General features: G+C 71.9%; 21 protein-coding genes, 1 pseudogene and 1 riboswitch. Of the genes and pseudogenes, 14 read left to right on the top strand and 8 right to left on the bottom strand.

Annotated features, from left to right (window positions below):
* Positions 1 to 36: 36 nt before the first annotated feature.
* Together OG373_RS05990 and OG373_RS05985 are read right to left on the bottom strand one after the other, a co-directional pair.
* Positions 37 to 180: a hypothetical protein gene (locus tag OG373_RS05990; protein WP_405436443.1), complete on the bottom strand. Its 144-nt coding sequence runs from the start codon at positions 178 to 180 to the stop codon at positions 37 to 39.
* The gene (locus OG373_RS05985) at positions 177 to 770 is read right to left on the bottom strand and encodes a DUF1152 domain-containing protein (protein ID WP_405436441.1); all 594 of its coding nucleotides are present in this window, start codon (positions 768 to 770) and stop codon (positions 177 to 179) included. Before OG373_RS05985 ends, OG373_RS05990 begins: the two co-directional genes overlap by 4 nt.
* Between OG373_RS05985 and OG373_RS05980 the strand changes: the two genes are divergently transcribed.
* From OG373_RS05980 to OG373_RS05970, 3 genes are all read left to right on the top strand, one after another.
* Entirely contained in the window at positions 748 to 1473 is a 726-nt protein-coding gene (locus OG373_RS05980; RefSeq protein ID WP_405436440.1) for an MFS transporter, read from the top strand. The genes OG373_RS05985 and OG373_RS05980 overlap by 23 nt on opposite strands.
* The gene (locus tag OG373_RS05975; RefSeq protein ID WP_405436439.1) at positions 1470 to 1637 is read left to right on the top strand and encodes a hypothetical protein; all 168 of its coding nucleotides are present in this window, start codon (positions 1470 to 1472) and stop codon (positions 1635 to 1637) included. The genes OG373_RS05980 and OG373_RS05975 overlap by 4 nt, the downstream gene beginning before the upstream one ends.
* Before the next feature lie 226 nt (positions 1638 to 1863).
* The gene (locus tag OG373_RS05970) at positions 1864 to 2304 is read left to right on the top strand and encodes a hypothetical protein (protein ID WP_405436438.1); all 441 of its coding nucleotides are present in this window, start codon (positions 1864 to 1866) and stop codon (positions 2302 to 2304) included.
* Between the two features lie 46 nt (positions 2305 to 2350).
* On the opposite strand, the gene OG373_RS05965 is transcribed toward OG373_RS05970, so the two are convergent.
* Entirely contained in the window at positions 2351 to 4726 is a 2376-nt protein-coding gene (locus OG373_RS05965; protein WP_405436437.1) for an ADP-ribosyltransferase domain-containing protein, read from the bottom strand.
* Between the two features lie 77 nt (positions 4727 to 4803).
* On the opposite strand from OG373_RS05965, the gene OG373_RS05960 reads away from it, so the two are divergent.
* The 3 genes from OG373_RS05960 (at position 4804) to OG373_RS05950 (ending at position 7315) form a co-directional block, all read left to right on the top strand.
* Positions 4804 to 5859: an MFS transporter gene (locus OG373_RS05960; RefSeq protein WP_405436435.1), complete on the top strand. Its 1056-nt coding sequence runs from the start codon at positions 4804 to 4806 to the stop codon at positions 5857 to 5859.
* Between the two features lie 115 nt (positions 5860 to 5974).
* Positions 5975 to 6778 carry a peptidoglycan recognition family protein gene (locus OG373_RS05955; protein ID WP_405436433.1) on the top strand — a complete coding sequence of 268 codons (804 nt, stop codon included), beginning with the start codon at positions 5975 to 5977 and terminating at the stop codon, positions 6776 to 6778.
* Positions 6779 to 6931: 153 nt separating this feature from the next.
* A complete protein-coding gene (locus tag OG373_RS05950) occupies positions 6932 to 7315 on the top strand; it encodes an STAS domain-containing protein (protein ID WP_405436432.1) in 384 nt (127 codons plus the stop codon).
* Between the two features lie 15 nt (positions 7316 to 7330).
* Here the strand turns inward: OG373_RS05950 and OG373_RS05945 are convergent, their stop codons facing one another.
* The 3 genes from OG373_RS05945 to OG373_RS05935 form a co-directional block, all read right to left on the bottom strand.
* A complete protein-coding gene (locus OG373_RS05945; protein ID WP_405436430.1) occupies positions 7331 to 8296 on the bottom strand; it encodes an AraC family transcriptional regulator in 966 nt (321 codons plus the stop codon).
* A 107-nt stretch (positions 8297 to 8403) separates the two neighbouring features.
* Positions 8404 to 8862, bottom strand: a complete 459-nt coding sequence (locus tag OG373_RS05940; protein WP_405436429.1) for a hypothetical protein — start codon at positions 8860 to 8862, stop codon at positions 8404 to 8406.
* The gene (locus tag OG373_RS05935) at positions 8849 to 9355 is read right to left on the bottom strand and encodes an Ohr family peroxiredoxin (protein ID WP_405436428.1); all 507 of its coding nucleotides are present in this window, start codon (positions 9353 to 9355) and stop codon (positions 8849 to 8851) included. Before OG373_RS05935 ends, OG373_RS05940 begins: the two co-directional genes overlap by 14 nt.
* 75 nt (positions 9356 to 9430) lie before the next feature.
* Positions 9431 to 9493, bottom strand: a riboswitch (guanidine-III (ykkC-III) riboswitch).
* Positions 9494 to 9535: 42 nt separating this feature from the next.
* Here OG373_RS05935 and OG373_RS05930 point away from each other — a divergent pair.
* The gene (locus OG373_RS05930) at positions 9536 to 9715 is read left to right on the top strand and encodes a hypothetical protein (protein WP_405436426.1); all 180 of its coding nucleotides are present in this window, start codon (positions 9536 to 9538) and stop codon (positions 9713 to 9715) included.
* Positions 9716 to 9944: 229 nt separating this feature from the next.
* On the opposite strand, the gene OG373_RS05925 is transcribed toward OG373_RS05930, so the two are convergent.
* Positions 9945 to 10136, bottom strand: a complete 192-nt coding sequence (locus tag OG373_RS05925) for a hypothetical protein (RefSeq protein WP_397728096.1) — start codon at positions 10134 to 10136, stop codon at positions 9945 to 9947.
* A gap of 152 nt (positions 10137 to 10288) precedes the next feature.
* Between OG373_RS05925 and OG373_RS05920 the strand changes: the two genes are divergently transcribed.
* The 4 genes and pseudogenes from OG373_RS05920 to OG373_RS05905 form a co-directional block, all read left to right on the top strand.
* Positions 10289 to 11503, top strand: a complete 1215-nt coding sequence (locus OG373_RS05920) for a hypothetical protein (RefSeq protein ID WP_405436424.1) — start codon at positions 10289 to 10291, stop codon at positions 11501 to 11503.
* An 84-nt stretch (positions 11504 to 11587) separates the two neighbouring features.
* The gene (locus OG373_RS05915; RefSeq protein ID WP_405436422.1) at positions 11588 to 13639 is read left to right on the top strand and encodes a UvrD-helicase domain-containing protein; all 2052 of its coding nucleotides are present in this window, start codon (positions 11588 to 11590) and stop codon (positions 13637 to 13639) included.
* A 110-nt stretch (positions 13640 to 13749) separates the two neighbouring features.
* A complete protein-coding gene (locus OG373_RS05910; protein WP_405436420.1) occupies positions 13750 to 14484 on the top strand; it encodes an SDR family oxidoreductase in 735 nt (244 codons plus the stop codon).
* A 74-nt stretch (positions 14485 to 14558) separates the two neighbouring features.
* A pseudogene (locus OG373_RS05905) lies at positions 14559 to 14810 on the top strand (nuclear transport factor 2 family protein); the annotation flags it as partial.
* Between the two features lie 17 nt (positions 14811 to 14827).
* Here the strand turns inward: OG373_RS05905 and OG373_RS05900 are convergent.
* Complete coding sequence (locus OG373_RS05900; RefSeq protein WP_405436418.1) at positions 14828 to 15931, bottom strand: helix-turn-helix domain-containing protein; 1104 nt, start codon at positions 15929 to 15931, stop codon at positions 14828 to 14830.
* A gap of 309 nt (positions 15932 to 16240) precedes the next feature.
* On the opposite strand from OG373_RS05900, the gene OG373_RS05895 reads away from it, so the two are divergent.
* From OG373_RS05895 to OG373_RS05885, 3 genes are all read left to right on the top strand, one after another.
* Positions 16241 to 16708, top strand: a complete 468-nt coding sequence (locus tag OG373_RS05895; protein ID WP_397728084.1) for an RICIN domain-containing protein — start codon at positions 16241 to 16243, stop codon at positions 16706 to 16708.
* A 301-nt stretch (positions 16709 to 17009) separates the two neighbouring features.
* Positions 17010 to 18593 carry an FMN-binding glutamate synthase family protein gene (locus OG373_RS05890; protein ID WP_405436415.1) on the top strand — a complete coding sequence of 528 codons (1584 nt, stop codon included), beginning with the start codon at positions 17010 to 17012 and terminating at the stop codon, positions 18591 to 18593.
* 22 nt (positions 18594 to 18615) lie between these two features.
* Positions 18616 to 20328: a thiamine pyrophosphate-dependent enzyme gene (locus OG373_RS05885; protein ID WP_405436414.1), complete on the top strand. Its 1713-nt coding sequence runs from the start codon at positions 18616 to 18618 to the stop codon at positions 20326 to 20328.
* Positions 20329 to 20566: the final 238 nt, after the last annotated feature.

Below are 20566 nucleotides of genomic sequence, written 5' to 3'. Positions count from 1 at the left end.
TCGGGGATCCGGGCGCAGGCTCCTCGGCCGGCGGGGTCAGGCGAGCCGGAGGAGAGGGGTGTCCGTGGTGAGGGCGGCTCGCAGGGCGGGGATGTCCGTCCAGGTGAGGCCGAGAGCGCGGACGGCGTGGCGGAGGGTGATGTGGTCGGCTCCGTCGGCCGCTTCGCGAAGGGTCTTCATGGCCACCTCCCGGTCGAGGAAGGCGATCCCCCGGCGGGCGGTTCCTGCCGGGGCGTCCGGGTGGGTTCGCTCGCCAGCCCGGGAATGCCGGTGAGCCGGTGGGAGAGGTCGGCGGCGGCAGCCAGGGTTGCCGGTTGCTCGTCGACGAGGGCCCGGGCGACCGGATTGTGGCCGATGGCCTCCTGGAGCGGCAGGGGGTACAGCCGTGGGGAGACATCCGTGAGGCGGATGACGTTGTTGACGGCACGGACGGTGCCGCGGGCGCCGTGGATGGCGGCGGCCCACAGCGCCGATGCCTCGGAGGGGTGCCAGGCCAGTGCGCGGGCGGCCGCTGCCGCCGCGTCCCGGTCGGGGACGAGGGGGTGGCTTCCGGCGAGGCGTTCGAGGAGGGGCTGTTCACCGATCTCTCCGTCGAGGCCGGGCCCCGCGATGTGGACGGTGGTGCGGATGCCGGTCAGGTGGCATGCGGCGAGGGTGAGGGCGTCCCCGAACGGGCTGCACAGGTCGGGCTCGTTGCCGTGGGCGGCGGGTGCCCTGACCGTGTTCGGCAACGGCTCGCTGCGCTGGATGATCGCGGTCGATGCCGCCACCTACCTCCTGGCCGCCGCCTGCTTCGCCGCTCTCACCACCACTCCACCGGAACCGGACGGCACGCCTCCGAGTGCCCTCGTGACGCGGGCCGACAACACCCGCCGCTACCTCCTGCTCGTGGCCGTCAACATCCCGTACGTCCTCGCGCAGGCCGCCCTCGCCGTCCTCGTCGCCGTCTACACCACCCGCGCCCTGGGGCTCCCCGCCTCGGCGGCGAGCATGCTGTTCGTCATCAACACCGTCATCGTCTCCGCGTGTTCGACAGCCGTCACCGCACACGTGGCGCCCAAGGTGCCCCGCCGCGCCGTGGCCGCCGGATACCTGATCATGACCGTGGGGACGGGGGCGTTCGCCTTGCCCTCGCTGCCGGCACGGCCCGGGCCGCCCGGTGCCGCCTCCACCGCCTGGGCGGCCCTCATCGTGGCGATCGTCCTGTTCAGCGTGGCGGAGATCCTGCTCGGCCCGGCGCTGAGCGAACTGTCCGTGAGCCTCACTCCCCATGCATCCGGGGGCTTCACACAGGGCCTGTACCAGTTCTCGTGGGCCGTCGGCATGGTCGCGGCCCCCGCCCTGTTCACCCTGCTGCTGGAGGCCGGCCCCCTCCTGCCCTGGGGTGTCGAAGCCGCCGTCTGCCTGATCGCCGTACTCGCCGCGCCCGCATTCAAGGCCCCCAACCGCCACCGCCGGAGGAACCCCCGTTGATCACGAGCGTCATCGAGTCCATCCACGAGATCCCCGCCGCGGAGTGGGAGCACCTCGCCCGGCCTGCGGGCCTCTACCTCTCCCACCGGTGGCTCGCCGGCGAGGAGGAAGACCCCACCGCTACCTGTGCGTACGCGCTCGTAGGGACCTCGAAGGCACCCTGATCGCCGCCGCCCCCCCTCTACCTGGTGCGGGACGAACCGAACGACAGCTACCGGCCCGAAACCGTACTGCCCCCGCACCTGCGGCCGCGCGTGATCGCCGGCGCGCGGCGCGGGTACCACAGCACGCCGCTCACGGCCCCCGGCCTCGGGCCCGGCCTGCAGGACGCCTGCCTCGCCCTCCTCCAGGACGCCGCGCGCCGCTTCGCCGACCTCGGCCGCCCTCGACGTGCGCCGACAGGTACTCGCGGACTGCTTCGAGGATGCCGGAGTCCTCCTCGCCGGACACCAGCAGGATCACGGGCACGACCGGGACGGCATCGACGCGATGACCGGTCTGCTGAAACGGCAGGCCACGGCGATGGGCAGCGAAGCGCGTGTGGCCGCCGCCTACGAGGAACACCGGATGATCGGCTTCTGCCTCTACTACCACTACGGGACCACGACGTGGATCCGCGCCGTCGCCCTCGACCGCCGCCACCCGGCGCCGCACCTGTACTTCAACCTCATGTACTACCTGCCCATCGAGGACGCCTACGCCCACGGCACGACCGCCCTGCACGCGGGCATGACGACCATCGAGGCCAAGCGCCGCCGCGGCGCGCAGGTATCCGGCCTGTACGCCCTGGTCGACCGGCACCCCGCGGGGCCGTCACCCCGGCGGGGATGACGGCCCTGTACGCGGCAGACGTGCGGCCTGACGCCGGCCGGTCGGGTCAGGACACCACGGGAGCGGCGTCCGCTTCCGTCAGCCTGACCGTGCACAGCCCGCCGCGCTCGCTCTTCACGTCCGTCACCTTGAGCTGGGTGCCCGGCGCGAGGATGTACTCCTCCTCCCCGGTGAAGGCGGAGAACCTCTTGATACCGACCGCGTGGGCGGGCGTCACCTCGAAGAGCGTCCGCTTTCCGCGGCTGCCGAGGAAGGAGCGGGCCACGCTCAGCTCGGAGGTGCACGAGGACACGCCCCACCAGGTCACCGTCCGGCCCACCGGGTACTGCGCCCGCAGGTCCAGCGACACACCGCGCCACAGCGGCTTCGTGTGGGCGGGCAGCTCCGACACCGCCGAGAACAGCAGCCGCAGGTACGGCAGGTAGGGCGTGACCCTGGTGCGGTCCGGGGAGCGCAGGACCGCGTTGATCTCGCGGTAGAAGGCGGACTCGCAGGTGTAGAGGTAGAGCGCGGCGATCGCGTCGGCGGACAGGCCGCCGGACGTCTCGTCCGCCCGCCGCTTGCCGAAGTCCCGTGACCGGTCGATGTGTCCGGTGATCCCGGACAGCGTCGCGGAGACCGGTGCGACGGCGTCCTGGAAGTCCATCAGCGGGGTATCGAACACACCGGTGATCGCGGGGAGGACCAGGCCCTCGTCCTTGACGCTGGTGAGCCGCTCCAGGTACAGCTGGTGCAGGTTCATGGTCGACTCGATGAAGGCGCCCATCCGCGCCGCGACACCCCCGTCCGCACCCGCGGCACCGCCGGCGTCGCCCGCACCGGCCGTCCCCTCGTCCCACCCCTTGCTCGGCAGCCAGTCGATCCCGTCGGAACCCAGCGACGCCAGGGCCTCGTTCACCATGGCGAAGTGGTCGCCCTCGCAGAAGATGTCGCCCTGCGCCGCCGGGTTCGCGTGGTCGATGTGCCGGACCTCGACGTCGGGGTACTTCTCCTGGAGCCGCACGACGACCTTCTTGAGGTTGCGGGCGTGCGCCCCCCACCAGGCGAACACGACCCCGCGGTCCTCCTCGGCGGCGTCCTGCTTGGCCTTGAGGATCTCCTCGACGATCCGTTCGGCGACGGGCCGCCAGAACGCCGTGTGCTGGTCGGCCCCCATCGCTCCGTCGCCGCTGGCGGTGAGCGAGGCGTTCAGCAGCAGTACGCCCTGCGTGAGCATCGCCTGGAACCACTCCGGCGGCCGGACCGTCTCCCGCTCCTTCAACAGCGCGCGGACGTCGGCGATCGGAGTCTTCTTGGCTATGCCGTACTTCCACATCGCCGCCGCCTTGATGATGCAGCGGATGCTGACGACCCTGCCGAACTGACTGTCCTTCCAGTCGTTGAAGGTGTTGTCGAACATGGCGATGCCGGTCGCGCTCTCCGGGCGCGGGTACGGATTCTGGCCGAAGACGACAACCTTCCACTGGTGCGGCGCGTGGGGCTTGAGCGCCTGGAAGGTCAGCTCACGGACCGGGACGACCTCGGGGCTGCGCCCCTTCCCGATGAACCGGGCGGCGTCCGGCTGCGCCTCGATGACGGGCTTCAGGAGCGGAAGCCAGGGCTCACCGCCACCGTTGAAGAGCTCGGCGAGAGCCAGGGCGTCGTTCGCGTCGGTCACGGGGGAGGACCCTTCGGTGGTCGTGGTCGAGGTCGTGGACGGACCCTGACCGGCAGGGTCGCCGGCCGGAACCGGGGCGGGGACAGGGGTGGGAACAGGGGCAGCGGCCTTCGGCGGCACGATGCGTATGCGCTCCTCGACCGGGCGCTTCTCGATGCCGCCCAGCTGCGTGATGATCGTGGCGCGCAGCTCGTCGTCGTCCTCGAACCAGTGGTCGTGGAAGAGCGTGTAGCCGGTCCACATCAGGTTGGCGCACACTCTGGCCGGCACCCGACCGGTCTGCGCACCCATCCCGACCAGGGCCACGGAGCGGATGCTTCCCGGCGCCTTCCGGTTCTGCCGGTGGACGGCCTGGAACGCGGCGGCGCACGCCAGGGCCACATTGAGCGTGGCACTCACGTTCTGCGAGGACTGCACCATGGTCGGCGTCGATATCAGGAACCGGGGCACGGCCGCCCCCGACGGCACGCAGACCGCGCTGCCCACCGGCATGGCCCCGGCGAACCGATCGCGGATCGCCCGCTGCACACGCAGCTGGATGCCGGATCCGAGGTACCGCTTGATGACGGCGTCGGCCCCACCGTCCATCCGGCCCCGGGAGTTCGTCGGGGTGACCCAGGCATCGACGTCCGCATCGAGGATCGAGCCCCGGCGGATCTCGATGCCGGGGGTGTCCGCGAACGCGGCCCGCCACGCCTCCACCACGCGCTCGTTGACGTCTGTCAGCACCACCCTGAGCGCAGGCAGAGCACTGCTCTCGGTCATCGTCCACTCCTGTCGGAAAACGGCTCGTTCAACACCTCGAACGTAACTGCCACCACTGACAGTTGTGCCGCCGCTCCGTGACGGCCGGCACGGGCACGGTCACCACAGTCGTGCCGGCCCGTCTCGACCGGCTGCCGTGGTCCCGGTGGCACTGGATGATCGTGATCGGCCTCGGCACCGTATGGATCCTCGACGGGCTCGAGGTCACCATCGTCGGCAATGTCGCCGGCTGTCTCGCCGAGGAAGGCAGTGGCCTCGACATCACCGCCGCCCAGGTCACGGGTGTCGCGGCCGCCCTCTACGTGGCGGGTGCCTGCTCGGGGGCTTTGTTCTTCGGCCGGCTGACCGACCGTTACGGCCGCAAGAAGCTCTTCATGGTGACCCTGGCCGTCTACCTGGGCGCGACCGCGATGACCGCGCTGTCGTTCGAGTCCTGGTGGTTCTTCCTCTTCCGCTTCCTCACCGGCTTCGGCATCGGCGGTGAGTACGCGGCCGTCAACTCGGCGATCGACGAGCTGATCCCGTCCCTCTACCGGGGCCGGGTCGACCTCATCATCAACGGCAGCTACTGGCTGGGCGCGATCGGTTGCGCCCTGCTCTCCGTGGTGATGCTCGACACCGACAGCTTTCCCCAGAACCTCGGCCGGCGGCTCAGTTTCGCCCTCGGGGTCGTCCTCGGACTCGGGCGCCGGATCATGATCTCCTCCACCTACCTGCTCTCCGGTGTGCTCCTGTTCGGTACGGCCTGGTTGTTCGACCGGGGTTCGCTCACGGCGACGACGATGACGGTCTGCTGGTGCGTGGTGCTGTTCTTCGCGTCGGCGGGTGCCTCAAGCGCGTACCTGACCGTCTCGGAGGTGTTCCCCATGGAGACCCGCGCCATGGCCATCGCCTTCTTCTACGCCCTCGGCACCGCGGCGGGAGGCATCAGCGGTCCGCTGATCTTCGCCGACCTCACCGAGTCGGGTGTGGTCGGTGACACGGCACTCGCCTTCCGGATCGGCGCCGCGCTGATGTGCGCCGCCGGTCTCGTGGCGGCGTTCCTGGCGGTCAAGGCCGAGCGGCGCTCGCTGGAGGACATCGCCGAGCCTCTGTCGGCGGCGAAGCCGGCCCCGCCCACCGGCTCCGGCTGACCGCCGTTCCCGATCCACCGGCCCCGGGCGGGGCGGGGCCGGTCGGGGACAGTCCGGGGGGTGCGCGGTGTGTCTGCGCGGCCGGTGGAGCCGGGGTCCCCTTCAATGGCGCGGCATGACCTTCTCCGCACTGCACCAGCCGTCGGCACGCGCCGCCGCGGCCCCGCACACCCGCCGGTCGATCCTCACGGGAGCCTTCGCCCTGGCCGCCGGCGCGGCACTGCCGCTCGCCGCGGCGGGGCGGGCGTACTCCGCCGCCACACCGGACATCATCGGTTGCGCCGCCTGGGGTGCGCGGGCGGCGTCCGAACCCGTCGTCGTCCTCGCCAACGGTCCGGAGCGGATCGTCGTCCACCACACCGCGACGGCGAACGTGACGGACTACTCGAAGCAGCGCGCCGTCGCCCTCGCCCGCGCGATCCAGACGTACCACATGGACGCGCAGGGCTGGATCGACACGGGTCAGCATTTCACCGTCAGCCGCGGGGCCTTCGTACTGGAGGGGCGCCACAACAGCCTGGCGGAGCTGCGCACCGGTACCCGCCAGGTGCGGGCGGCGCACTGCGTCGGCCAGAACACGGTGTCGATCGGCATCGAGAACGAGGGCACCTACACCTCGCAGGTCCCGCCGGCGGCGCAGTACGCGGCGCTGGCGGATCTGTGCGCCCACATCTGCGGCCAGTACGGCCTGCCCGCGTCGGAGATCTACGGCCATCGCGACTTCAACGCCACCTCCTGCCCCGGTGACCGCCTTTACGCCCTGCTCCCGTCGCTCCGCAAGGATGTCGCCGCCCGCCTCGGCACGCCGGTGCCGGACCCGGAGGAGGCCGCCGATCCCATCGGGGACCTCGTCCGCCAGACCACCGGTCGGCCGGCCCCGACGTACGCGGAATACCTCCCGGCAGGTCTGCTGCCCTGATGGTCCGCCCCCCTCCGGACGGGGGTGCTTGTCCGTCAAACGAACACGTCCGGTTGTTCGTTTCCGCGGCTGTGCGCCGCCTCGGGCCCGGATAGCGTCGGGCCCGGGTGGTCGCCGACGGAGGTCCACCCGTGGATCGACGGAAGGACCGAGATGAACCTGCCGGCCGGCCGCGGTCCGCACAGCGTCACGGTCGTCACACGCATCGACTCCAGCGTCGTCACCGTCACCGGTGACCTCGACCTCGACCATGTCGACGCGTTGAACAGCGTGCTCCTGGTGGCGTGCTCCGATCCCGGCGCTCCGGAGCGGGTGGTCGTCGACCTCACGCGGCTGGCGTTCTGCGACTCCGCCGGTCTCAACGCCCTGCTGCGCGCACGCCTGTTGTGCGAGTCGAACGGGCGCACCCTGATCCTCGCCGACCCCGGCCCGCAGTTCTTGCGCCTGCTGTCCATCACGGGCGCCGACCTGCTGTTCAACATCAGCGCCCCCGATACGGGCGAGACGGGCTACGGGCCCACCCGCGCGGCGCCCTGACCGCGGCCGGTCGGGTCAGCGGCGTCCGCCGGTTCTGAGGGTGACGGAGGGCGCCACGCCGTACGCCTGACGGTAGGCGGCGGCGAAGCGGCCCTGGTGGGCGAAGCCCCACCGCCCGGCGACGGCGGCGACGGTCGTGGTGCCGGACGGCTCGGCGGCGCGGAGTTCGGCGTGGGCGCGGTCCAGCCGGACGCGCCGGAGGTGGCCGAGCGGCGTGGTGCCGGCGTGGCGGGTGAAGGCGTACTGGACCGCACGCGGCGTGACCGGGACGGAGGCGGCGATGTCGGCGAGCGTGATGTCCCGGTGGGCGTTGGCCTCGATGAACGAGACGGCGCGGCGCAGGGTGTCGCTGTGCGCGTCGCGTGTGTCCCGCGGGGTGGCCCTGTCCGACCGGGCGCTGTTCGGCAGCGTCTTGAGCACCGTGGCCGCCAGGTGCTGGACGGCGGTGGACACCAGCAGTCCGCCTTCGTCGTCGTCGCAAGCGGCGGATTCGTCGAGGACGTGGTCGCGGAGATAGGCGACGGCGGCGCCGAGCCGCCTGTTCTCGGCCGGACCGACCGGCCGGGCCCCGGTGATCCGCACGCCCTTGTCCCCCGGCAGGGAGGCGACCCGGTTCAGCAGCCGGGGGTCGAACATCGTGATCGTGTACCGGGCTGCGTGGACCTGTCCCGCATAAGGCCGGTCGTGAGGTGCGAGGAGGAAGGTCTCGCCGGGACCGAAGATCTCCTCGCGGCCGCCGGTGGTGTCCACGATGCTGCCGCTGTGCATCGTGACCAGGCACACCTTGCCCAGGCAGCCCGCGTCGTAGCCCATCGTGTAGCCGAACGACAGACGGTCCACGCTGAGCCCGCCGACCTCTGTACGGGAGATCCGCGCCCGGGTGTCGCAGGGGCGTCCGCCGATCTGCATGGGGGTGTAGGCCGCGGACAGGAAGGCCTCGGTGGCCTCGAGGTTCCCGCTGTCGAAGAAGAGCTGCGTCATCAGGGGCCTCCCTCACCGCTCTGTTCGGCGTGGCCTGCCGACACCGTCCGCTTCTCAGTATGCCGTGGTCCGCGCGGGAGGGTCGGGCAAGATCCGAAAGAGACGGCCTACAGCCGCCAGTACGTACCGGTGCGGGAATCGACGTGCACCACGTGGCGGCCGAGGCGCACCACGTGGTGGTCCGGGCCCGACCAGGAGCCGCAGGCGCCGTCGTCGGCGGGCAGCGGGGTCCAGACCTCCAGGAAGGTGGAGCCGTCGGGGTTGGTGCCCCTCTCGACGAGGTTCGCACCGTCCCACCGGAAGGTGCCGGCGTCCTCGCCGGGCTCGCCCGTGAGGTGGTGGAAGTGCACCTGGGAGCCGTCGAAGGACGTCGTGCCGGCGAAGCCCCGGCTGTCGGCGTAGTACGACCCGGCCTGCAGCCACACCACTTCGCGGTCCTCGACGAGGGGTCCGCCGTTGCGGCTGATGCCGCGCCGCAGCCAGGCTCCGTGCTCGGGCACCGGGACGCCGGGGCCGTCCGGGAGGTCTCCGGAGTGCCCCGCGGACCCCGGTTCAGGCGCGGTCATCGCCGACCGGCCCGTCCACGTCCCCGTCCCCGTCCACGTCCCCATCCACGTCCCCGTCCAGGTTCAGGTCCACGGCCAGGAGCGTCAGCGGTACGTTGCCGCGTACGGCCTGCGAGTACGGGCAGACCGCGTCGGCCCGGTGCAGCAGGGGCTGGAGGTCCGCCGCCCGCCACCCGGGCAGGCCGACGGTGAGCGTCACCGCGAGGCCGTAGCCCGCGGGTGTGTCCGTGGTGCCGAGTTGCACCTCGCAGGCCACGCGTGCGGCGGAGGCGTCCGCCCCGAACTCGGCGGCGACCTCCGCGAGGGCGGAGGTGAAGCATGCGGCGAAACCGGCCGCGAACAGCTGCTCGGGGTTGGTGGTACCGGGCACCTTCTTGCGCGGCGGGGCGAGGTGGACGTCCAGACGTCCGTCGTCCGTGCGGACGGATCCGGTACGGCCCCCGGCGGCGTGCGCGGTCGTCCGGTACAGGCTGCGGGTGAGTGGCACGGTCATCGCGTTCGGCCCATCTTGCTCGACGAGGACGCTGCCCGGGTGCGGACAGCGGTCGGCGCTGCTCGTGCAGCACCTCGCGCGTCGTCGTGCGTAACCGGGTACGGCGCATCTCGTCCGGGGCCCAGGACAGGCCGCCGGACAATCTAGCAACGCGGGCCGCCGTCCGGGGCGCCCCGCGCGGTGAAGTTCCTCACCCGCTGCCGGCAGCCGGACCGGGGGTACGCACGCTGGATCGCCGGGCCGCTGGAACGCGGCCTGTTCGGCGGCGCCGGGCGGTCGGGCAGACCCCGGCGGCGCATCGAGGTGTTCCGCTGCCCGCACTGCGGCCACCTGGAGCTCTTCGCGACCGAGTCCGTCTGACGACCGGCCGCCGGGCCGCGGTGGTCACCCCGTGGCCCGGCCCGGCCGTACGCGCCCGTACGTGCGCCCGCGCGCCTCCGCACGCCCCCGCACGAGGGATGACCGCGGGCCGTCGCCCCACGACCGTGACCGTCATCACGTCATCACCGCAGTCCGGAACAACTCACTGGTCACGGGGGAACGATGGGACGACGCTGGCTGGTCACGGGATGCTCCTCCGGCCTGACGGTTACCGCGCGTGGTGCTGGATGCCCCGCTGTCCCGGTACCCGTGCCGACCGGGGAGCGCCCGAGCGGCGGTGGTCGGCACGCTGTCGGCGGCCCGGGAAGGGGTTGCGCCGTACGTTGGCGCTGGGGGCCGCGATCAGCAGGCCGACAAGTACCAGGACCGCGACGAGGATGAGCACGGTAACGAGGTTCATGTTCCTGCCTTCCGTCGGTAATTGACTGCCTGTTACTACATCTTGTTACCGAAATCCGGGTCGTTAAACACAGAGGGTGACTGAATGCGCAGCCGTAGTTCATGAGCAATATTCGGCGGAGCCCGTCCGATGCCACCGGGTAACATCCCCGGATGCCGAAGACGATCAAGATGCTGAGCCCGGAAGCCGGCCGGACCGTCACCGCGGGGCTGCGCGGGTACGACGCGGACGCCCTCGCGAAGTGCGTGGCCGACGCGGCGCAGCCGTGGTGGCGCCGGCGAGCCTGCGTCGAGGCACTGGCCGGACGGGTGCCGGAGCGGCGCGTGGCCGACCTGATCGCGCGTGTCTACGACACCGGTGATGTGAGCGAAGTGCGCATCGCGCTGCTGAAACTGCTCGCGGACCGCCCTGAGCTGCTGCCCTGGCTGCGGCACGAGGACCGGCACCAGGACAGTTCGTACGGCATGGCCGAGGCGGTCCTGGGGGCCCGCGGAGCGCTCGGAGACCTTTCGGCGGCGGGGGCCTTGTCGGCGCTCGCCTTCGGCCCTTGGCGTCACCGGCGGGAGATCGGCGAGGCGGGGCTCGACCGACTGGCCGCCCGGTACGGGGCCGAGGCGGTGCTGGCCGAACTCGACGAGGGCCGCCCGGAGGACCGCTCCAGCGGCGTCCGGATGCGCCACCACGCCGGCGAGGACGTCACCGATGCGCTCGCGGACCCCGACCGCACGGTCGCGTACCGCGCCCAGGAGTTCCTGACCGACCCCGAGCGGCTGCGCGGCTACCTCGCCGGGGCGCCGACCGAGGAGGCGAAGCTGTGGGCGGTGTACGCGCTGTACCGGATGACCGATGACGTCGCCGAGACCCGGCGGCTGTACGAGGAGTCGGGCCGGCCCCGCGTCGAGGTGACCGGCCTGGACGAGGAGTTGAGGGCGGCCATCGTCCACGAGTACGGGCAGTGGTGCGAGGAGCGGAGCGATCCGCGGTGGCGGATCGAAGCCCTGTGCGCGGAGCGGCCGCCCGCTTCCGACCCGGCCGAGCGGCTGCTGCGGGCCACGGCCGCGCTCACCGCCGCGGGCCTCGCGCCGAAGCCGCCGGTCTCCTGCGGGGACGCCAACCAGCAGGGGGACGGTACGTACGACGTCATCGGTTACGGCGAGGGCGACGGCGAGGTGTGGATCAGCACGCTCGGCCGGTTCGCCGCCGACTGGAACGAGGATCCGGACGTGCGCCGCGCCCTCGAATCGGCCGGGTTCCGCTGGATCGACGATGCCGTCGGCTCGATCCGGGTCACCGGCCTCGGGGTGTACTACTTCGGCAGCCGCGACCCGTTGGACGTCCGCACACTGCTGTTCTACTGGCAGGACTGAACCGCGTTCCCCGTCGGCAGGCGCCCTGCCGCAACGGTTGCGTTCCGCTCTATGATCGCTGCTCCGCGTACGAGGGGGGCTGGTATGGGGGCAGGCGGGGCGGCATCGCAGCGGGCGCAGGACGCGCGGCGGCAGGAGCGGTTACTCCGGGAGCAGTGGCAGGCCGGCCGTCGGCAGGCCCTGCGGTGGGACGCGGTCGGCGAGGACGAACAGCGGGTCCTCGCGCAGCTGTTGGTACTGACCGCGCGCGGGTGGCGGTTGCTCGTCGACCGGCACTGGTCCCGGACGCGGACCGCCGACGCGGACATGCTGCTGGTGGGGCCCGGCGGTGTCTTCGTCCTCCAGGTCACGGCCGGCGGCGAGCCGGGGGACGGACGGGCGGCGGGGCTGCTCACCGCCACCAAGGCTGCCGAGAGCGCGGTGGCGTCCCTGGGCATGTCGCCGGTGGCGGTCCAGCCGCTCGTGGTGTTCGCCGGGCAGCGCCGCGACGCGAGCCTCGGCCGGATACGGCTCCTGGGCGAACACGAGATCGGCCCCGTGCTGCTGTCCCAGCGGCACAGGCTGCGGGTCGAGTCGGTCCGGGCGATCGCCGATCACCTGGAGCGGGTGTTCCCGGACTACGCGGGCTCGGCGGTCGACCGGCAGACCCCGCCGGTGCCCGAGGGCCACCGACCGAGCTCCCCGGACGGGCTGTTCGACCTGGAAGGGCTGCGCGATGCAGCCCTGAAGGGTGCCCTGCAGGCGCCGATCGAGCAGTGGATGACCTTCCTCCACCCCGATCAGGTGGCACTGGTACGACGCAACTGGTCGGGCCCGGCACGCATCAGCGGACCGGCCGGCACCGGCAAGACGGTCGTCGCCCTGCACCGTGCGGCCCACCTGGCCAGGCGGACGACCGGCCGCATCCTGTACGTCACCTTCGCCAACAACCTGCCCCGTGTGCAGAGCACCTTCCTCAAGGCCATGGCTCCCGCCGTTGCCGACCGGGTGGACTTCCGCAGCCTGCACTCCTGGGCACAGGAATTCCTGCAGGAGCGCGGCGTACCGGTCCGGTTGCACGGGGACAAGGCCGAGACCGCCTTCAGCCTCGCCTGGAAACACGTCGGCCGCGAGAGCCGACTTGCCGAGCTCGACCCCGCCCCCGCCTATTGGCACGAAGAGATCGACTACGTCATCAAGGGGCGAGGCCTCACCCGTTTCGAGGAGTACGCGATCGTCCCCAGGCGACGGCGGAGGGCGAGCCTCCACCGTACGCACCGGCGGTCGGTGTGGGAGCTGTACGAGGCGTACGAATCGCTGCGCGGCGAGCGCGGCGTCCACGACTTCAACGACGTCCTCTCCCTCGCCCTGGCCGAGGCGTCACGCGGCCGCGAGCGGCCGCCGTACTCGGCCGTCATCGTGGACGAGGTCCAGGACCTCACGCTCGTCGGGGTGCGTCTCCTGCACGCGCTCGTCGGTGACGTGCCCAACGGTCTGCTGCTCGTCGGCGACGGCCAGCAGACGGTGTACCCGGGCGGCTTCCGCCTCACCGATGCGGGCATCGACATCCGCGGCGACCGCGGACAGGTGCTGCGCACCAACTACCGCAACAGCAAGCAGATCCTGGACGCGGCCCTCACCGTCGTGGCCGACGACGCCTTCGAGGACCTCGACGGCGAGCGCACCCCCGGCCGCCGCGATGTCGACCTCACCTACCACGACGGGGACGTCGTACGCGTCACCAGGCCCACGGTGGACGCCCACGACCGGGAGCTCCTGGGCGCCCTGCGTTCCCTGCCCGACGGTGCGCTCGCCGACACCGCCCTGCTGTGCCCCTCGCTGCGCGCCACCGGCCACTACCAGCGGTTGCTCACCCAGGCGGGGCTCCCGGTGTGCCAGCTGGAGCACTACGACGGCCGTGCGGTGAACGCGGTGAAGCTGGGCACCTATCGCAGGGCCAAGGGTCTGGAGTTCAAGAACGTCTTCCTGCCCCGGCACGACGAGGTGTTCGCGAACGGCACGCCGGCCGAGACGACGGGCGGCACGCAGACGCCGCAGACGGCCCGGGAGCGCGAGGAACTACGGCGCAGCCGGCTCTTCGTGGCGATGACCCGGGCCCGTGACCTGCTCTGGCTCGGCAGCGTGACCGCCCCCTAGGGGGCGGGGAGGCGCGGTGCCAGGGTGCGTTGTGTCCTGGTTGGCCGGCTGGGGCTTGCGCAGACTCGGTCGGGCGGAGTCATCCGCTTCGAACGAGGAGCAGAGCAGGTATGAGGAACGAAGCCAAGGTCGTGGCCATTACCGGAGCGAGCAGCGGGATCGGGGAGGAGACGGCTCGGCGGCTCGCTGCCGATGGCCACCGGTTGTTGCTGGGCGCGCGGCGCACCGACCGGCTCGATGCGCTGAGCCGGGAGATCAACGAGGCAGGCGGTACCGCGGCCTTCCGGCGGCTGGACGTCACCGACGCCGCCGATGTACGTGACTTCGTGGCCGCCGCCCGGGAGCACTACGGCCGCATGGACGTGCTGATCAACAACGCCGGGGTGATGCCGCTCTCGCCGCTGGACGCACTGAAGGTCGACGAGTGGGACCGGATGATCGACGTGAACGTACGGGGTGTGCTGCACGGGATCGCCGCCGCCCTGCCCGTGATGCGCGCCCAGGGCGGCGGGCACGTCGTGAACGTCGCCTCCGTCGGCGCCTACGAGGTGTCGCCCACCGCGGCCGTCTACTGCGCGACCAAGTACGCCGTCCGTGCGATCACCGAAGGGCTGCGCCAGGAGTCGGACGGCTCCGTCCGGGTCACTCTGGTCTCTCCGGGCGTGACCGAGTCCGAACTGGCCGAAGGGATCTCCGATCCCGCCGCGCGGGAGGCCATGAAGGCGTACCGCGCCGTGGCACTGCCGGCGTCCGCCATCGCCGGGGCCATTGCCTATGCCGTGGCCCAGCCGGCCGGGGTCGACGTCAACGAGATCGTCGTGCGTCCTGCTGCGAGCGCGCAGTGAGCGCCGGGACGTACGAGGAGGACCTGCTGCGCCGCCTGCGGGTCCTGGAGGACAAGGAAGCGCTGCGGAGGCTGATGATCCGCGGTTGGCGGGCGCTGGACCGCAAGGACTGGCGGACCTGGATCGAGTGCTGGGCCGAGGACGCGGTGCTGGACTTCGGGCCCTGGGGAGAGATCCAGGGGAGGGAGGCCGTCCGGGCGAAGGTGGAGCAGGCGGAAGCGCACTTCCCGAGCATTCAGCACCACATTCTGAACATGGACTTCCAGGTGGAGGACGACCGGGCGACGGGCATCGGGTACATGTGGTTCGTCGCCGTGACCGGGAGTGGACAGGGCTCTTCGCCCTACTCCATGGGCGGTCCGTACGACTGGGAGTTCCGCCGGGGTTCCGAGCTGCGGCGGCGCCAGGTCTCGACCATCGCATGGGAGACCAGCGGCAACGCCCCCGGCCGACCGGTCGCGTCCGCGACCACCGCGGCCAGCAGCGGGCCGGTCACCGTGCACCCGGCGCGCACGGCCGGCCGGGTGATGGCCTCGCGCAACTCCTGACTGCTCATCGGACCGACCGCGATCTGTGCGTCGCGCATCGCCTCGACCAGGTGGGGGTCCTGGACGCAGTGGCCGTAGAAATCGGCGCGCACACCGAGCACGACCCGGGTCCGGCCGGTCGCCGCCGTGGTGGCCGCGATCAGCAGCGCGATGAACGCGTCGCGTTCGTCCCGGTCCCGGCAGAGGGTGAAGACCTCCTCGAACTGGTCGACCACGATCAGCGTGTCGATGTCCGGCGAGCGGTCGACCGTGGCCTGCCGGATCCGCAGGTGCAGCGTCGCCGGATCGCCCCGCAGCTCGGCCAGCAACGCGCCGGGTGGCTCTCCCGTCAGGGCGGCCAGGCGGATCGCGCACTCCTCCACGGGGTGGGGACCCGGCGTGAAGAGCATCACCGGCCACCCCGTCGCCCGCGCGCGGGCGACGAGCCCCGCCCGCAGCAGCGAGGACTTCCCCGATCCGGAGGGCCCGAAGACCGCCAGGAACCGGCGCTCACGCACCTGCGCCAGCACCTCGCCGGTCAGCCGCTCGCGTCCGAAGAAGCGGTCGGAGTCCTCAGGCTGGAACGCCGCCAGCCCCGCGTACGGTGCCCCCTGCAGGCCGGTTTCCGCGCACTCGACGCCGGGTGCGCCGACGGCGATCTCCGCGGCGACCGCGTGCCATCGGGCCTCCCATGCGCGGCAGTCGCCCCGGCAGGCCGCCACGTACGCCAGCGTGACGCTCAGGCTCGGGAACGTGCGCCCGCCGGCGGCGTCCGACAGCGTCGTGGACGAGTAGTGGGCCCTTTGGGCCAGGGCCCGATACGGCGGCCGTCCCGCCGCCTCGCGCAGTGTCCGCAGGTCGGCCGCGAACCGCGTCAGCGGACCGGTGTCCAGGTCGAGCGGGCGTTCGGCGCGGGGCACGGCCCTCCTTTCAGGAGTCTTCCGCAGGCGCGATGAGGGGTGGTTGTCCGGCTGTTGATGTCCGGCGCCGACATCCCGGCACCGGACAACCGCAGGCGGCCTAGTGCTGTGACCGGAAAGGTCCACCGGGTCGCGACGCCCGGCACGGCACCTCGCCGCGTTGTCGGACCACGGAAGTACGTCCAGTACGGCCCGTGGCCCTCCGCCTTGCGATGCACCGCACCGGACGCCGCGACCCGGCAAACCTTTCCGGTCACAGCACTAGACATCGTCCAGCGCAACCGCGCAACGGTCAGACGGAGGAACAGCATGAAAGCTCTGAAGCGCCTGACGCCGCTGCTGGCGGCCATCGGGCTCACGGTCGGCGGCACCCTGACCGGTTCGCCGGCACATGCCGTGGCACCGCTGCTCAAGTCCAACCTGAACGGAAGGTGCGCCGACGTCTTCATGTTCCATCAGGAGAACGGCGCCTCCACCGTGACGTGGGACTGCACCGGCAACACCAACCAGCAGTGGCGCTGGGACGGCGAGCAGATCCGATCCAACCTGAACGGCAAGTGCCTGGAGATCTACGCCTACCACCAGGGTGACCAAGGATCGGTGAGCATGTGGGACTGCACCGGCAACAGCAACCAGAAGTGGTTCCGCAATGGCAACGAGATCCGGAACCGGATGAACGGGAAGTGCCTCGACATCCTGGCCGGCCGGCCTGAGAACGGCCAACTCCTGGTGAGCTGGGGCTGCAACGGCGCCCTGAGCCAGAGCTGGAACTTCTGAGCGGTGGCCCGGTCCGGCACATGACGTGCCGGACCGGGCCCCGGTCCTCATGGCCGGAGCCGACCCACGCCTCATTGACTTCACCCCGGCTGAAGGAATCCGGACAGGCCGTACAGGGATGAGGTTCGCGCACCGCGGAAGGAGCCGCGTCAGAAGAGCCGGCAGTCACCCGCACGAGGTAACAGGCCCAGGTCCGGGCACTTTCACCGGAGTTCGCGTTCGCGTCCGGTCGCCGGGCGTCTCGGCGACCCGATCCGCGGCCGGCGCGCATGACGGCCGGTCCCCGGGACACAAGCGCACCGTGCTCAAGACAACACTGGTCGTCCTGTCCGCGTCACTCGCAGCGGGCGCCGCCCTCGCCGCCCTGGTCCTGTCGCCCTGGTGGTGGGCCGCCGCCGGGCCGCTCCTGCTGCTCGCGTCGACCGCGGTCCACGACCTCACCCAGCGCCGCCATTCCCTCCTGCGGAACTACCCGCTGGCCGGGCACCTGCGCTACGCGCTCGAGGCGGTGCGGCCGGAGCTCCAGCAGTACTTCGTCGAGCGGAACACCGACGGCCGCCCCTTCGACCGCGACACCCGCAGCATCGTCTACGAACGGGCCAAGGGCACCGACTCCGCGGAACCGTTCGGTACCGAACAGGACCTCTACCTGCCCGGGAGCGAGTATCTGGCCCCCTCCATGGCCCCCTGCCCGCAGCCCACCGAGCCGCCCCGGGTGCGCATCGGCGGGCCCGACTGCTCACAGCCGTACGACATGGCCCTGCTCAACGTCTCCGCGATGAGCTTCGGCTCCCTCTCCGGCAACGCCGTCCTCGCGCTCAACACCGGCGCCCGGCTGGGCGGCTTCGCCCACGACACGGGGGAGGGCGGACTGTCCGAGTATCACACGCGCCCCGGCGGGGACCTCGTCTGGGAGATAGGCACCGGATACTTCGGGTGCCGCGACGAGGACGGGGGCCTCGACGAGCGGCAGTTCGCCGAGAAGGCTGCGCTCCCGCAGGTCAAGTGCGTGTCCCTGAAGATCAGCCAGGGTGCCAAGCCCGGCATCGGCGGCGTGCTGCCGGGGGCCAAGGTGAACGCCGAGATCGCAGCGGTGCGCGGGGTGCCGCGGGGCGAGACGGTCGTCTCACCGCCCTACCACCGCGTGTACTCCACCCCGCGCGAGCTCGTCCGCTTCCTCGCCCGGATGCGGGAGCTCGCCGGGGGCAAGCCCGTCGGGTTCAAGCTGTGTGTCGGCTCCCGGCGCGAGTTCCTCGCCGTGTGCAAGGCCATGCTGGAGGAGGGCACCGCCCCCGACTTCATCGTGGTCGACGGCGCGGAGGGCGGTACCGGCGCGGCGCCGCTGGAATTCGCCGACCTCGTCGGCCTCCCCCTGGGCGAAGGGCTCATGACCGTGCACAACGCGCTCGTCGGCACCGGGCTGCGGAAGCGCGTCACCATCGGGGCCTCCGGCAAGGTGGCCACCGGCGGAGACCTCGTACGACGGCTCGTGCAGGGAGCCGACTTCACCAACTCGGCCCGCGCGATGATGTTCGCGCTCGGTTGCATCCAGGCCCAGCGCTGCCACACCAACACCTGCCCGGTCGGCGTCGCCACCCAGGACGCGCGCCGCGCCCGCGCCCTCGACGTGGGCGACAAGTCCCAGCGCGTCCGTCGCTACCAGGAGGCGACGGTCGCGAGCGCCCAGCAGATCATGGCGGCCATGGGCGTGGCGCACCCGGGCGGGCTGCGCCCCCACATGCTGCTCCACCGGGTGGATCCGCACACCGTGCGCTCCTACGCGCAGCTCCACGAATGGCTCGCTCCCGGACAACTGCTCGCATCACCCCCCGAAGGCTGGGCAGGCGACTGGCAGGCGGCCGATCCCGACCGCTTCACCCGCTGAGACCGGACCGAGGGGTACTCCTGTGGCTCGCACCGTCGCCCATGTGATCGTCAACGCACTCGAGGAGCTGGGCGTCCAGCACGTCTTCGGTGTCGTCGGGGACGCCCTGAACCCGCTGACCGAAGCCATCCGCACGTCGGCCACCCTGACCTGGGTGGGCTGCCGGCACGAGGAGGCCGCGGCGTTCGCCGCCGGGGCCCAGGCCCAGCTCTCCGGCACCCTCGGGGTGTGCATGGGCACGGTGGGCCCCGGCTCCGTGCACCTGCTCAACGGCCTCTACGACGCGGCCAAGACCCGCGCGCCCGTCCTCGCCGTCTGCGGCCAGGTACCGCTCGCCGAGATCGGCAGCGACTACTTCCAGGAGGTCGACAACGACCTCCTCTTCCGCGACGTCGCCGTCCACCGGGCCACCGTCACCTCCCCGGACCAGATGCCGCGGATGATGGAGAGCGCCGTACGGGCCGCCGTGACGCAGGGCGGGGTGGCCGTCCTGACCGTTCCCGGCGACCTCGGCGACCAGGAGCTGAGCGAGGACCGGCCCGCGCGTTTCGCGCTGGACCGCGCCGTCACCCGCCCCGACGACCCGGCCCTCGCCGAGGCCGCCGCCCTGCTCAACGCCGCGTCCCGGGTGACCCTGCTGGTCGGCGCCGGAGCCCGTGACGCCCGCACGGAGGTCATGCGGACCGCCGAGCGGCTCGCGGCCCCCATGGTGCTCACGCTGAAGGCCAAGGAGGGCTTCGAGGACGACAACGCCTTCCAGGTCGGCCAGACCGGCCTGATCGGCAACCCCGCCGCGGCCCACGCCCTGGACAGCGGGGACGTGCTCCTCATGCTCGGGACGGACTTCCCCTACCGGGAGTGGTACCCGCAGGACGTCAAGGTCGTCCAGATCGACCGCCGCGAGGACCACCTGGGCCGCCGGACCCCCGTGGACGTCGGCCTGGCCGGCGACGTCGGCGCCACCCTGCGCGCCCTGCTGCCGCTGCTGGAACAGGTCCCCGACCGCGAGCACCTGGACGACGCCCGGGAACGGTTCGGCCACTGGCAGGAGGGCCAGCAGCGGCTGGCCGACCCCGCCCACGACCGGCGCCGGACGGGCCGGGCCCGGGCCGCCCTGGACAACCCCGGCCACCTGATCCGGCCCGAGGCGCTGGCCGCCGTCGTGGACGCCCACGCCGCCGACGACGCCGTCTTCACCTCCGACACCGGCATGGCCACCGTCTGGCTCTCCCGCCTCGTCACCATGCGCGGCACCCGCCGGCTGATCGGCTCGTACAACCTCGGGTCGATGGCCAACGCGATGCCCCAGGCCATCGGGGCCCAGCTGTGGTCCCCCGAACGCCAGACCGTCGCCTTCTGCGGCGACGGGGGACTGAGCATGCTGCTCGGCGACCTGATGACGATCAAGACGTACGCCCTGCCCGTCAAGCTCGTCGTCTTCGACAACCAGCGCCTGGGCATGGTCAAGCTGGAGCAGGAACAGGTGGGCCTGCCCGAGTTCGGCACCGAACTCGACAACCCGGACTTCGCGGCCGTCGCCCGGGCCCTCGGTATCGAGGGCATCCGCGTCACCGACCCGGCGGACCTGGATGACGCCGTCCGCCGCGCCTTCGCGATACCCGGGCCGGTCCTGCTGGACGTGCTGACGAACCCCGAGGAGGTGGCCGTCCCCGGCAGGCCGACCCTCGCGCAGGGCTGGGGGTTCGCCGTCGCCAAGATCAAGGAGATGCTCTGACCGTGCGCGGTGCGCCGTGCGCCGTGCCCCTTGCCCCGTGCGCCGCGCCCGTCGCGTGGACGGGCCGGGTTCCGCCTGACCGTCACCCGTCCGCCACGTCCGGCGATGCACGGGGTGCGGATGCGTGGGACGGTGCGGTGGGAGCCGACGACGATGACGGACATCCCGTACACAGGACCCGGCCGGTGCCCGTAGTCACACCGGCCGGGTCCTGTCACGCGGGTCCGGTCCGGTCGGG

It is taken from the genome of Streptomyces avidinii (assembly GCF_045161815.1).
Lineage (GTDB): Bacteria > Actinomycetota > Actinomycetes > Streptomycetales > Streptomycetaceae > Streptomyces > Streptomyces avidinii.
The sequence above is the reverse complement of the archived record's forward strand: the minus strand, read 5'-3'. Positions and strand labels throughout refer to the sequence as shown.